Raw genomic sequence first — 14,041 nt, forward strand, 5'->3', positions numbered from 1 at the left:
GTATGCACAACCGACCGGATTGCAGGAAGGGCACAAATAAGATTCACAATGTTAATGGCGGCACTTGGCGTATATGCCGCCTTGGGCTTACCTGCTAACGTCGGATCAACGCCTTTTCGCTTTCAAGCGGGCAGGTGAAAGGACTACAGGACTTACAGCAGGTCCAGGCAGAGGAACAATAATAAATGCAAGCCGACTTCTGGAATGACAAGCGCCCGGCGGGCGTGCCTTCCACCATCGACATCAATGCCTACACCTCGGTCGTCGAGGTGTTCGAGCGCTCCTGCAAACGTTTCGCCGACCGCCCGGCCTTCAGCAACCTGGGCGTGACCCTGACCTACGCGGAGCTGGAGCGCCACTCGGCGGCCTTCGCCGCCTGGTTGCAGCAGCACACCGACCTCAAGCCGGGCGACCGCATCGCGGTGCAGATGCCCAACGTGCTGCAATACCCCATCGCTGTGTTCGGTGCCCTGCGCGCAGGCCTGATCGTGGTCAACACCAACCCGCTGTACACCGAGCGCGAGATGCGCCACCAGTTCAAGGACAGCGGCGCGCGTGCGCTGGTGTACCTGAACATGTTCGGCAAGCGCGTGCAGGAGGTGTTGCCCGATACCGGCATCGAGTACCTGATCGAGGCCAGGATGGGCGACATGCTGCCCACCGCCAAGGGCTGGCTGGTCAACACCGTGGTCGACAAGGTGAAGAAGATGGTGCCGGCCTATCAGCTGCCCCAGGCGGTGTCGTTCAAGCACGTGCTGCGCCAGGGCCGCGAGCTGTCGCACAAGCCGGTGCCGCTCAGTCTGGACGATACTGCCGTGCTGCAATACACCGGTGGCACCACCGGGCTGGCCAAGGGCGCCATGCTCACCCATGGCAACCTGGTGGCCAACATGCTGCAGGTGCTGGCCTGCTTCTCGCAGCACGGGCCGGACGGGCAGAAGCTGATCAAGGACGGCCAGGAAGTGATGATCGCGCCGCTGCCGCTGTACCACATCTATGCCTTTACCGCGAACTGCATGTGCATGATGGTTACCGGCAACCACAACGTGCTGATCACCAACCCGCGGGATATTTCCGGTTTCATCAAGGAGCTGGGCAAATGGCGTTTCTCCGCCTTGCTGGGCCTGAACACGCTGTTCGTCGCACTGATGGACCACCCGGGCTTCCGCCAGCTCGACTTTTCGGCGCTGAAGGTCACCAACTCCGGCGGCACCGCGCTGGTCAAGGCCACGGCCGAGCGCTGGGAGGCGCTTACCGGTTGCCGCATCGTCGAAGGCTACGGCCTGACCGAAACCTCGCCAGTGGCCAGCACCAACCCCTATGGCCAGCTGGCGCGCCTGGGCACGGTGGGCATCCCGGTGGCTGGCACCGCCTTCAAGGTGATCGACGATGACGGCAACGAGTTGCCGCTGGGCGAGCGGGGCGAGCTGTGCATCAAGGGCCCGCAGGTGATGAAAGGCTACTGGCAGCAGCCCGAGGCCACGGCCCAGGCCCTGGATGCGGAAGGCTGGTTCAAGACCGGCGACATCGCGGTGATCGACCCGGACGGCTTCACCCGCATCGTCGACCGCAAGAAGGACATGATCATCGTCTCGGGTTTCAACGTGTACCCCAACGAGATCGAGGATGTGGTGATGGGCCATCCCAAGGTTGCCAACTGCGCGGCCATCGGCGTGCCGGACGAGCGCTCCGGCGAGGCGGTGAAGCTGTTCGTGGTGCCGCGCGAGGGCGGGCTGAGCGTGGATGAGCTGAAGGCCTACTGCAAGGCCAACTTCACCGGCTACAAGGTACCCAAGCACATCGTGCTGCGCGAGTCGTTGCCGATGACGCCGGTGGGCAAGATCCTGCGGCGGGAGCTGCGCGACATAGCTTGATACCGGGTTGGCTCCTTCGCGGGCTTGCCCGCTCCCACAGATACTGCACAGCATTCGAGACCTGTGAGGTCCCTGTGGGAGCGGGCAAGCCCGCGAATGCCGTGAAACCGCTCTAACAGGCTATTTATAGCCCGATCTGCGACATTTTGGATAATTACTCTAAAAATGACCTGTATTGTTCATTGAGTCATTTTTGTGACCGTGAGGCCTGTTTTGGCCTCTAGGCGACCCCAGGCAAAGCTGTTACTCTCGGCCCGCTTTCAGATGATCCGGTTTGCAACGAGCCGTCATCTCATATCAATAATAAGCGCATCGACGCGTGAATCGAACTTCGCTGTTGCTGAAGGAGTGGGCTTCCATGATCGAACATTTTTGGAAGGATAAGTACCCAGCCGGGATTACGGCGGAAATCAATCCTGACGAATTCCCCAATATCCAGGCGGTACTCAAGCAATCCTGCCAACGCTTTGCCGACAAACCGGCCTTTAGCAACCTGGGCAAGACTATCACTTATGGCGAGCTGTATGCGCTGTCGGGGGCGTTTGCCGCCTGGTTGCAGCAGCATACCGACCTCAAGCCGGGTGACCGCATTGCCGTGCAGCTGCCTAACGTACTGCAATACCCGGTGGCGGTATTCGGTGCCATGCGTGCCGGGCTGATCGTGGTCAACACCAACCCGCTGTACACCGCACGGGAAATGGAACACCAGTTCAACGACTCCGGCGCCAAGGCCCTGGTGTGCCTGGCCAACATGGCCCACCTGGCCGAGAAGGTCGTGCCCAAGACCCAGGTCAGGCACGTCATCGTCACCGAAGTGGCCGACCTGCTGCCGCCGCTCAAGCGCCTGCTGATCAACAGCGTGATCAAGTACGTGAAGAAGATGGTGCCGGCCTACAACCTGCCGCGTGCCGTACGCTTCAACGACGCACTGGCGCTGGGCAAGGGCCAGCCGGTGACCGAGGCCAACCCGCAGGCCAACGATGTGGCGGTGCTGCAATACACCGGTGGTACCACCGGCGTGGCCAAGGGCGCGATGCTGACCCACCGCAACCTGGTGGCCAACATGCTGCAGTGCCGGGCGCTGATGGGCTCCAACCTGCACGAAGGCTGCGAAATCCTCATCACCCCGCTGCCGCTGTATCACATCTACGCCTTTACCTTCCATTGCATGGCAATGATGCTGATCGGCAACCACAACGTGCTGATCAGCAACCCGCGTGACCTGCCGGCCATGGTCAAGGAGCTGGGCAAGTGGAAGTTCAGCGGCTTCGTCGGCCTCAACACCCTGTTCGTTGCCTTGTGCAACAACGAGGCGTTCCGTGCCCTCGACTTCTCGGCGCTGAAGATCACCCTGTCCGGCGGCATGGCCCTGCAACTGAGCGTGGCCGAGCGCTGGAAGGCCGTGACCGGCTGCGCCATCTGTGAAGGCTATGGCATGACCGAGACCAGCCCGGTGGCTGCGGTGAACCCGGCGGAGGCCAACCAGGTCGGCACCATCGGTATTCCGGTGCCGTCCACCCTGTGCAAGGTCATCGACGACAATGGCAACGAGCTGCCGTTGGGCGAGGTGGGCGAGTTGTGCGTCAAGGGCCCGCAGGTGATGAAGGGCTACTGGCAGCGCGAAGAGGCAACTGCCGAGATCCTCGACAGCAATGGCTGGCTGAAGACCGGTGACATCGCCGTGATCCAGCCGGACGGCTACATGCGCATTGTCGACCGCAAGAAGGACATGATCCTGGTCTCGGGCTTCAACGTGTACCCCAACGAGCTGGAAGATGTGCTGGCGGCCCTGCCGGGCGTGCTGCAGTGCGCGGCCATCGGTGTGCCGGACGAGAAGTCCGGTGAAGTGATCAAGGTGTTCATCGTGGTCAAGCCGGGCATGACCGTGACCAAGGAACAGGTGATGGAGCACATGCGCGCCAACGTCACCGGCTACAAGGTCCCGCGCCAGATCGAGTTCCGCGACGCGCTGCCGACCACCAACGTGGGCAAGATCCTGCGCCGCGAACTGCGCGATGAAGAGCTGAAGAAACAGGGCTTGAAGAAGATCGCCTGATCAGAGCCCTGCACGCTCAGTGTGGGAGCGGCCTCGTGTCGCGAAAGGGCCGCGAAGCGGCCTCAGCAATTTCAGCATCACAGCTGAGACCCTGGGGCCGCTTTGCGGCCCTTTCGCGACACAAGGCCGCTCCCACAGAGACCGCGTAATCAGCGCAGTTTCTCCAGCATCTGGTAGTACCACATCCCCGCCGCCAGCAGCGGGTTACCCAGCAAATCCCCCATCGGCACCCGCACATGCTTGCACTGGGCAAAGGTGTCGAACTTCTCCAGCGTCCCGGTCAACGCCTCGGCCATGATCTCGCCCATGATGTGGCTGGTGGCAATGCCGTGCCCCGAATAACCCTGGCAATACCACACGTTGTCCGACAGCTTGCCCAGCTGCGGGATGCGGTTGACCACGATGCCCATGGCGCAGCTCCACTGGAACTCGATCGGCACGCCTTTCAACGCCGGGAAGGTGCGCTCGATGCACGGGCGCAGTTCGCCTTCGATATCCCGTGAATCACGGCCGGAATAGTTGGCGCCACCGCCGAACAACAGGCGCTTGTCGGCGGTCAGGCGGTAGTAGTCGAGGACGAAGCGGCAGTCGTACACCGCAAGATCCTGCGGGTTGATCTGTTCGGCCAGTTCCCCCAGCGGTGCGGTGGTGACGATGCCACCCATGGCCGGGAAGATCTTGCCCTTGAGCTGGCGCTTTTCCAGTTTGTGGTACACATCGCCGGCCAGCATCACCTGGCGCGCCTCTACCCGCCCGTGGGCGGTGACTACCGCCGGGCGCGGGCCGTGGACGATGTCCAGCACTTCGGAATTTTCGAAAATCAGCGCCCCCAGGCCATGGGCGGCACGGGCCTCGCCCAGGCACAGGTTGAGCGGGTGCAGGTGCAGGTTGCGCAGGTTCTTCAGCGCGCCCAGGTACAGCGGGCTTTGCAGGTGCTCGGCCATGGCTTCGCGGTCGAGCAATTGCACCTGCTCGCCCATGCCGCGCCGCCGGGCCTCGGCTTCGAATGCGCGCAGCTCGTCCATGTGCGAGGGCTTCATGGCCGCGTGCAGGTGGCCGCGCTTGAGGTCGCAGTCGATGCCGTAGCGCGCCACGCGCTGCTCGATCACCTGGTGGCCGCGCCAGCGCAAGTGCCAGATGAAGTCATCGACCTCGGCACCCAGGCGGTTGCGCATCTGCGTGCGCATGGCTTCGTCACCCGACAGGCTGCCGGTGACCTGGCCGCCGTTGCGCCCGCTGGCACCCCAGCCGATGCGGTTGGTTTCGACGATGGCCACCTTCAGGCCACGCTCGGCCAGTTCCACCGCCGTGGCCACGCCGGTGAAGCCGCCGCCGATGATCGCCACATCCACCTGTACCGTGCCCTTGAGCTGCGGGTACTCGGTGTGGTCGTTGAGGGTGGCGCTGTAATAGGACGGCGCGCGCTGCGCCGGGCCCTTGTTCAATGCTGCGTTCATGGGGGTTCCTTGTTATCTGGGGGGCTCAGGCCTGGTGCAGGTACCAGCGCCAGTCCTGCTCGCTGACTTCGGCCATGAACTGGCGGTACTCGGCGCGCTTGACCTTCAGGTACACGCCAAGGAAGTCCTCGCCCAGTGCTTCGCGAGCCCAGCTGGAATGCTGCAGGGCGTCGAGGGCAGTCAGCCAGTCGGTGGGCAGGTGTTCGGTGGCCTGGGCATAGCCGTTGCCTTCCACCGGTGCCCCCGGGTCCAGCTGTTCGCGGATGCCCCGGTGGCTGGCGGCAAGGATCGCCGCAGCGGCCAGGTAGGGGTTGGCGTCGGCGCCACAGATGCGGTGCTCCACATGCCGGCTGTTGGCCGGGCCGCCAGGTATGCGCAGGCTCACGGTGCGGTTGTCGACGCCCCAGGTTGGCGCCAGCGGGGCATAGCTGTTGGCCTGGAAGCGGCGGAACGAGTTGGCGTTGGGGCAGAACAGCAACAGCGAGTCGCGCAGGTGGCGCAGCATGCCGGCCACGGCCTGGCGCAGCAGCGGGGTGCCGGCCTTGTCCTCACTGGCGAACAGGTTGTTGCCGGCGCTGTCGGCCAGGCTCAGGTGCATGTGCATGCCGGTACCGGCCAGTTGCGCGAACGGCTTGGCCATGAAGCAGGCCTGCATGCCATGGGCATGGGCCACGCCCTTGACCAGGCGCTTGTAGCGCACGGCCTGGTCCATCGCCTGCAGGGCGTCGCCGTGCTCGAGGGTGATTTCCACCTGGCCGGGGGCGTATTCCGAAATCGCCGTGCGGGCCGGGATGCCCTGGGCCTTGCAGGCGGCGTAGAGGTCGGCGAGGAACGGTTCGATCTGCTCCAGTTCGCGCAGGCCATACACCTGGGTGGTGCGTGGGCGGTCGCCGTCGTTGTCCAGCGCCGGTTGCGGGCGGCCCTGGGCATCACGTTGCTGGTCGAGCAGGTAGAACTCCAGTTCGCAGGCCATCACTGGATGGTAGCCGTCGGCCTTCAACGCCTCGATGGTACGCAGCAGCACATGGCGCGGGTCGGCGATGCTGGCCGGCAGGCCCTCGTTCGGGTGCATGCTCACCTGCACCGCGGCAGTCGGCACCCGGCGCCAGGGCAGGCGTACCAGGCTGCCTTCAAGCGGGTAGGCGCGGCAGTCGATATCGCCCACGTCCCACACCAGGCCGGAGTTTTCCACGTCGTCGCCGTTCAGGGTCAGGCCGAGAATGGTGCTGGGCAGCGGCCGGCCGGTCTGGTACACGGCCAGCAGTTCCTCGCGGTGCAGCAGCTTGCCGCGCGGTACGCCGTTGGCGTCGAGGATGAACAGTTCGAACAGTTCGATATCGGGGTTGTCGGCCAGAAAACGGCTGGCCTGCTCTACAGGTGCAAAGTGCATGATGGATTCGCTCACGGGCGCACGGGCCACCGCGCATGCAGGCGGCCCGGCTGAGTCAAACGGCCGGAAGACGGCCGGGTCTGGTCACAACGGCGTGAGCGAGAAATCCGGTGGGCGTGCGTGACGGCAGTGCCACAGGGCCCAGAAGGCGAGGATGATATGGACCAGCGGATTCTCACCGGCACGGCGCCGGGCCTTCGCTTGCGAAGGGCGGGACGACGGTGGGGCGATGGGCTGGACGGGAGTCATGCCTTTGATACTCACATGCGGCGTAAGGTTGATTAAAGCAGTGAATGGCAACCTTTACATCGCACCTGGCTAAACATTTGTGCCGTTGCACCTGGCCTCTTCGCGGGTAAACCCGCTCCCACAGGATTGCATCAAGGCTGGGTGTCGTGCGGTCCCTGTGGGAGCGGGTTTACCCGCGAAGAGGCCGGCACAGGCAGCAGAGAACCGGCAAATCTGCGACAATCGCGCATCCTTCGAATGCCGATCATGAAAAAGCAGGCTCACCTGCATCACTAAAAAGCCCCATGACTGACCACGCCATCGACAAACTGCTGCAAAACCTCGACCACGCCATGATCGCCGACCGCCATCGCCTGCGCCGGCAATTGCACGAACTGCGCAAGCGCCCCGATGAGGCCAAGCTGGCGCAGTGGGTGGAAAAGGTCCAGGCGTCCTGCGCCCAGGTCACCGCGCGCCAGCAGAGCGTGCCGACCGTGCGCTACGACGACAGCCTGCCCATCGCTGCCAAGCGTGACGAAATCAAGAAGGCCCTGGCCGAGCACCAGGTGCTGGTGATCGCCGGCGAAACCGGCTCGGGCAAGACCACCCAGTTGCCGAAGATCTGCCTTGAACTGGGCCGTGGCAGCCATGGCCTGATCGCCCACACCCAGCCACGCCGGATCGCCGCCCGCAGCGTTGCCGCGCGGGTCGCCGAAGAGCTGGGCACGCCGCTGGGCGGGCTGGTCGGCTACCAGGTGCGTTTCGAAGACCAGAGCGACGCCAACACCCTGGTCAAGCTGATGACCGACGGCATCCTGCTGGCCGAAACCCAGCACGACCGTTTCCTCGAGCGCTACGACACGATCATCGTCGACGAGGCCCACGAGCGCAGCCTGAACATCGACTTCCTGCTCGGCTACCTGAAGACCCTGCTGCACCGCCGCCCGGACCTGAAGCTGATCATCACCTCGGCGACCATTGACCTGGAGCGCTTCTCCAAACACTTCGACGGCGCGCCGATCATCGAGGTGTCCGGGCGTACCTTCCCGGTGGAAACCTGGTATCGCCCACTGACCAGCGAGCAGGACGAGGAGGGCAACCAGATCGAGGACGACCTCACCGTCGACCAGGCCATCCTCGCCACGCTGGACGAGCTTGCGCACCACGAGCGAAGTGAGGGCAAGGGCCCCGGCGATGTGCTGATCTTCCTGCCGGGCGAGCGCGAGATCCGCGATGCCGCCGAGATCCTGCGCAAGGCGCAACTGCGCCACACCGAGATTCTGCCGTTGTACGCGCGCCTGTCGCCGGCCGAGCAGCAGCGCATCTTCCAGCCACACACCGGGCGCCGTGTGGTGCTGGCCACCAACGTTGCGGAAACCTCGCTGACCGTGCCGGGCATCCGCTATGTGATCGACACCGGTACCGCGCGCATCAGCCGCTACAGCTACCGCGCCAAGGTGCAGCGCCTGCCCATCGAAGCCGTGTCGCAGGCCAGTGCCAACCAGCGCAAGGGCCGCTGCGGCCGGGTCGAACCGGGCATCTGCGTGCGCCTGTACAGCGAAGAGGATTTCAACAGCCGGCCGGCGTTCACCGACCCGGAGATCCTGCGCACCAACCTGGCGGCAGTGATCCTGCAGATGCTGCACCTGCGCCTGGGCGCAATCGACGCCTTCCCGTTTATCGAGCCGCCGGATGGCAAGGCCATCAGCGATGGTTTCAACCTGCTGCAGGAGCTGTCGGCGGTCAACCGCGAAAACCAGCTGACGCCGATCGGCCGCCAGCTGGCGCGCCTGCCGATCGACCCGCGGCTGGGCCGCATGCTGCTCGAAGGCGCCCGCCTGGGCAGCCTGCAGGAAGTGCTGATCGTCACCAGTGCGCTGTCGGTGCAAGACCCGCGCGAACGCCCGCCGGAGCGCCAGCAGGCCGCCGACCAGGCGCACGCGCAATGGAAGGACGTGGATTCCGACTTCGCCGCGCTGGTCAACCTGTGGCGTGGCTTCGAGGAACAGCGCCAGGCGCTGACCGCCAACCCGCTGCGCAACTGGTGCCGCAAGAACTTCCTGAACTACCTGCGCCTGCGCGAATGGCGCGATGCCCATCGCCAGCTGGCGCTGATCTGCCGTGACCTGCAGCTGACAGTGAACAAGGACCCGTCCGACTACCCGAAAATGCACAAGGCCATTCTCAGTGGCCTGCTCAGCCAGATCGGCCAGAAGACCGAAGAGGGCGACTACCAGGGCGCCCGTCAGCGGCGCTTCTGGGTGCACCCGTCGTCGGGCCTGGGGCGCAAGCGCCCGCAGTGGGTGATGGCGGCCGAACTGGTCGAAACCACCAAGCTGTACGCACGCATGGTGGCCAGGATCGAGCCGGACTGGATCGAGCCGCTGGCCGGCCACCTGGTCAAGAAGAACCACTTCGAGCCGCACTGGGAGAAGAAGCGCGGGCAGGTGGTGGCCTACGAGCAGATCACCCTGTACGGCCTGATCCTGGTCGGCCGTCGGCCGGTGCATTTCGGCCCGATCGACCCGGTCACCTCGCGCGAGCTGTTCATCCGCGAAGGCCTGGTGGGTGGCGAAATCCAGTCGCGGGCCAAGTGCCTGGCGGCCAACAAGCGCCTGCTGGAAGAGCTCGACGAGCTGGAGGCCAAGGCCCGCCGCCGCGACATTCTTGCCGACGAAGAGACGCTGTACGCCTTCTACGAAGCGCGTCTGCCGGCGGAAATCCACCAGACCGCGACCTTCGACAGCTGGTACCGCATGGGCAGCCAGAAGGACGCCAACCTGCTGATCATGCGCGAGGAAGACGTGCTGGCCCGCGAGGCCAGCGAAGTCACCGCTGCGCAGTACCCCGACAGCATGCAGGTGGGCGAGCTGCGCCTGCCGCTGAGTTACCACTTCGAGCCCGGCCACCCTCGCGATGGCGTGACCGTGCGGGTGCCGGCACCGCTGTTGCCGAGCCTGCCGGGCGAGCGCCTGGAGTGGCTGGTGCCCGGCCTGCTGGAAGCCAAGTGCGTGGCGCTGGTGCGCAACCTGCCCAAGGCCCTGCGCAAGAACTTCGTGCCGGTGCCGGACTTCGTCAAGGCCTCGCTGGCACGCATGACCTTCGGCCAGGGCGCATTGCCGCAGGCCCTGGGCCAGGAACTGCTGCGCATGACTGGCGCCCGTGTGCCCGACGAGGCATGGGACGAGTCGGTCAACCTGGTTGAAGGCCACCTGCGCATGAACATCGAAGTGGTCGATGGCCAGGGCAAGTTCCTGGGTGAAGGCCGCGACCTGGCCGAGCTGACCGCGCGCTTTGCAGCAGCCAGCCAGGCAGCGTTGGCCGTGCCGCGTGATGCCAAGAGCGAGCAGCCGGTGCAGGCCAAGGCTTTCAGCGAGGTGAAGCAGACCGCGCAGCAGAAGATCGCCGGCCTGTCGATGACCGTGTACCCGGCGCTGGTGGAAGAGGGCGGCACCGTGCGCGAAGGGCGCTTCTCGACCCAGGCCGAGGCCGAGTTCCAGCACCGCCGCGCCTTGCAGCGCCTGTTGCTGCAGCAGTTGGCCGAGCCGGCCAAGTACCTGCGCGGCAAGCTGCCGGGGCTGACCGAGTTGGGCCTGCTGTACCGTGAAATGGGCCGGGTCGAGGCGCTGGTCGAGGACATTCTGCTGGCCAGCCTGGACAGTTGCATCCTCGAAGGTGAACAGCCGCTGCCACGCGATGGTGCGGCCCTGGCTGGCCTGGCCGAGCGCAAGCGCGGCAGCTGGGCCGAGCATGCCGAGCGCCTGGCACGGCAGACGTTGGAAGTGCTGAAGCTGTGGCATGGGCTGCAGAAGCGCTTCAAGGGCAAGATCGACCTGAGCCAGGCGGTGGCGCTGAACGACATCAAGCAACAGCTCGGCAACCTGGTGTACCCAGGCTTCGTGCGCGAAACCCCCGGGGGCTGGTTCAAGGAGCTGCCGCGTTACCTCAAGGCGGTGGAACTGCGCTTGGAGAAGCTGGGTTCGCAGGTGCAGAAGGACCGGGTGTGGAGCGGTGAGCTGGCCAACCTGTGGGCGCAGTACAAGGCCCGTGCCGACAAGCATGCCCAGGAAGGCAAGCGTGATGAGCAACTGACGGTGTACCGTTGGTGGCTGGAGGAATATCGGGTTTCGCTGTTTGCCCAGCAGTTGGGGACCAAGGTGCCGATTTCCGACAAGCGATTGAGCAAGCAATGGAGCCAGGTGGAGGGCTAAACTTCCACAGTTGTGGCAATATTGATGCAATTTGGGGTCGCCTGGCGGCCCCTTCGCGGGTAAACCCGCTCCCACAGGTACAGCAGTGTCCTCGGAAGCGGTGCAACCCCTGTGGGAGCGGGCGAGCCCGCGAACGAGGGCGCAGCCCTCGCCTATAAATTGGTACTAAAGTGCCATTAACCTGTCATGTTTCCAGCCAGCGCCCCGTGGCGATGGCCTTTGACCAGAGGAACGACCGTGCATAACGTCGTGATCAGCGGCACCGGCCTGTACACCCCGGCCCAGAGCATTTCCAACGAAGAACTGGTGGCGTCCTTCAACACCTGGTCGCAGCAGTTCAACCAGGACAACGCCGCCGCCATCGAGCGCGGTGAAGTCGAGGCGGCGCCGCTGTCCGATGCCGCGTTCATCGAAAAGGCCTCGGGCATCAAGAGCCGCTTCGTCATGGACAAGGCCGGCATCCTCGACCCGCAGCGCATGAAGCCGCGCCTGCCCGAGCGCTCCAACGACGAACCTTCGGTGCTCTGCGAAATGGCCGTGGCCGCTGCCCGCCAGGCCCTGGAGCGCGCCGGTCGCACGGCGGCCGATGTCGACGGGGTGATCGTCGCCTGCTCCAACCTGCAGCGCCCGTACCCGGCCATCGCCATCGAAGTGCAGCAGGCGCTGGGCATCCAGGGCTTTGCCTTCGACATGAACGTAGCCTGCTCGTCGGCCACTTTCGGCATCCAGACCGCCGCCAACAGCGTGGCCCTGGGCCAGGCGCGCGCGGTGCTGATGGTCAACCCGGAGGTGTGCACCGGCCACCTGAACTTCCGTGACCGCGACAGCCACTTCATCTTTGGTGATGCTGCCACTGCGGTGCTGCTCGAGCGTGCCGACAAGGCCACCTCGGCGCACCAGTTCGACATCGTCAGCAGCAAGCTGTGGACCGAGTTCTCCAACAACATCCGTAACAACTTCGGTTTCCTCAACCGCGCGGCGGAAGAGGGCGAGGGCGCGGCGGACAAGCTGTTCATCCAGGAAGGCCGCAAGGTGTTCCGCGAGGTGTGCCCGAAGGTGGCCGAGCTGATCGGTGAGCACCTGCGGGAAAACGGGCTGCAACCCAGCGATGTGAAACGCTTCTGGCTGCACCAGGCCAACCTCAGCATGAACCACCTGATCGTCAAGAAACTGCTGGGGCGTGAAGTGGCCGAGGAAGATGCACCGGTGATTCTCGACCGTTATGCCAACACCAGTTCGGCGGGGTCGGTGATTGCCTTCCACCTTTACCAGGACGACCTGGCCAAGGGCTCGCTGGGCGTGTTGAGCTCGTTTGGTGCGGGGTATTCGATTGGTAGTGTGATCCTGCGCAAGCGCTGATTGAGCGCAAGCCGGTACCGGCCTCTTCGCGGGTGAACCCGCTCCCACAGGTACTCCACAGGCCCTGAGATCTGTGGGGTCCCTGTGGGAGCGGGTTTACCCGCGAAGAGGCCGGTGCATTTTTCACAGGCAAAAAAAGCGGGAAATGCCGGATGGGGTCGGCATTTCCCGCTTCAGGTGAAGCAGTGCAGGGTGTCGCTTAGAACTTGGCTTCCAGGTCTACCTGCAGCGTGTCTACGTCAGCATCGCTGTTCGGCAGGTTGGAGAAGTCGGTCTTGGCCATCATGTAGGCCGCGCCGAGGGCGAAGTTCTTGTCGATTTCGTAACCCACCTTGAACTTGTGGCCACGGGAACCGGTGAAGCCGTTACCGAAGTCAGAGTCGGTGAACAGGCTGACTACACCGTTACGCTGCACGTCGCGGTAGTTGTAGTCCAGGCTCCAGGCACCGATCTTGCTCTTCAAACCAGCCAGCCAGGCCTTGTCCTTGCCATCGGTGCTTTCGGTGTTCTTGACGAACTGGCCGTAGGCCGACAGCGGGATGGCGAAGCCGGTGAAGTCGACCTGGCCGAAACCTTCCACCAGCTGGAACTCGTTGGTGGTGTTGCCCAGCGAACGCAGGGCAGCAGATTCCTTGTCGTTGTCGTAGCCGTAGATACTGCCGCCGACGGTGACCTTGACGGTGTCAGCCGCGTTGAACTTGGTACCCAGCTGGGCCGCGTACAGCTGTGCGTCGTGCTTGAACTGCACGCCGTCGCCGTCGACGTTGTCCTTCAGGTTGTAGTGGCCGATGCTGCCGAACACTTCGGCCGGGCCGAGGTTGGTCTTGTAGGTAGCGGCCAGGCCTTCCGGGTTGATGTCGCTGTCCCAGATGATGTCGCCCATGCTCACCCATGGCTGCAGCATCTTGCCGCCGATCAGGTGCAGGTTCGGGACGGCAGTCGGGTGCCAGTCGAGGTAGGCCAGGTCGACCCACAGCGATTTCTTCTCGAAGTAGTTGTCCAGGCTCTGGTTGGTCGAGCGGGCATCGGCGCTGCTGCCGGTGGCCACACGCACGCCGGCGTCGACCTGCGGGTTGATCTCGCTGTAGAAGCCGATACGGGCACGTACGCGTTCACGGTCCTGGTTGCCGCTGCGAGCGATCGGGTCGTCGACGTTGACGTCTTCGTAACGCAGGCGCACATCACCCTTGATCTGGGTCTTGGCGGCCCATGCCACTTTCTGTTCAAAGGAGCTCATCCGTTCGGACTGAGCTTTCTGAGCGGCCTTTTCCTTGGTTTCTTGAGCCAGGTCCGCCTGCAGTTCGTTGTACTGCGCCTGGTTGATCGAGCCATTGGCGCGGAGCATTTCGAGCAGCTTGGCGTCGACAGCTGCACTGGCCGGAGTACTCAGAGCCAGCATCATGCCGGTGAGGCTCACTCCGGTAAGTGTAGAAACAAGACGCATAAGGTTCTCCCTGTTGAATAAG

At 64.2% G+C, this 14,041-nt stretch carries 7 protein-coding genes; 4 read left to right on the plus strand and 3 right to left on the minus strand.

Annotation, left to right across the window (positions count from 1 at the left end; all coding sequences use genetic code 11):
• The first annotated feature begins 185 nt into the window (after positions 1-185).
• Together fadD2 and fadD1 are read left to right on the plus strand one after the other, a co-directional pair.
• A complete protein-coding gene (gene fadD2 / locus CAG00_RS07060) occupies positions 186-1,874 on the plus strand; it encodes a long-chain-fatty-acid--CoA ligase FadD2 (RefSeq protein WP_085663932.1) in 1,689 nt (562 codons plus the stop codon).
• 358 nt (positions 1,875-2,232) lie between these two features.
• Positions 2,233-3,930, plus strand: coding sequence for a long-chain-fatty-acid--CoA ligase FadD1 (gene fadD1 / locus CAG00_RS07065; protein ID WP_025340179.1), 1,698 nt, complete (start codon positions 2,233-2,235; stop codon positions 3,928-3,930).
• A gap of 149 nt (positions 3,931-4,079) precedes the next feature.
• Here the strand turns inward: fadD1 and CAG00_RS07070 are convergent, their stop codons facing one another.
• Together CAG00_RS07070 and CAG00_RS07075 are read right to left on the minus strand one after the other, a co-directional pair.
• On the minus strand, positions 4,080-5,387 hold the full coding sequence (locus CAG00_RS07070) for an FAD-binding oxidoreductase (RefSeq protein ID WP_085663933.1): 1,308 nt from the start codon (positions 5,385-5,387) through the stop codon (positions 4,080-4,082).
• 25 nt (positions 5,388-5,412) lie between these two features.
• Complete coding sequence (locus CAG00_RS07075) at positions 5,413-6,777, minus strand: glutamine synthetase family protein (RefSeq protein WP_085663934.1); 1,365 nt, start codon at positions 6,775-6,777, stop codon at positions 5,413-5,415.
• A 533-nt stretch (positions 6,778-7,310) separates the two neighbouring features.
• On the opposite strand from CAG00_RS07075, the gene hrpA reads away from it, so the two are divergent.
• Together hrpA and CAG00_RS07085 are read left to right on the plus strand one after the other, a co-directional pair.
• On the plus strand, positions 7,311-11,216 hold the full coding sequence (gene hrpA / locus CAG00_RS07080; RefSeq protein ID WP_025340176.1) for an ATP-dependent RNA helicase HrpA: 3,906 nt from the start codon (positions 7,311-7,313) through the stop codon (positions 11,214-11,216).
• Between the two features lie 237 nt (positions 11,217-11,453).
• The gene (locus CAG00_RS07085) at positions 11,454-12,575 is read left to right on the plus strand and encodes a beta-ketoacyl-ACP synthase III (RefSeq protein WP_085663935.1); all 1,122 of its coding nucleotides are present in this window, start codon (positions 11,454-11,456) and stop codon (positions 12,573-12,575) included.
• A gap of 199 nt (positions 12,576-12,774) precedes the next feature.
• On the opposite strand, the gene CAG00_RS07090 is transcribed toward CAG00_RS07085, so the two are convergent.
• Positions 12,775-14,019 carry a putative porin gene (locus CAG00_RS07090; RefSeq protein ID WP_085663936.1) on the minus strand — a complete coding sequence of 415 codons (1,245 nt, stop codon included), beginning with the start codon at positions 14,017-14,019 and terminating at the stop codon, positions 12,775-12,777.
• Between the last annotated feature and the right edge of the window lie 22 nt (positions 14,020-14,041).

This window comes from Pseudomonas sp. B5(2017), from assembly GCF_002112825.1.
Taxonomy (GTDB): domain Bacteria; phylum Pseudomonadota; class Gammaproteobacteria; order Pseudomonadales; family Pseudomonadaceae; genus Aquipseudomonas; species Aquipseudomonas putida_Z.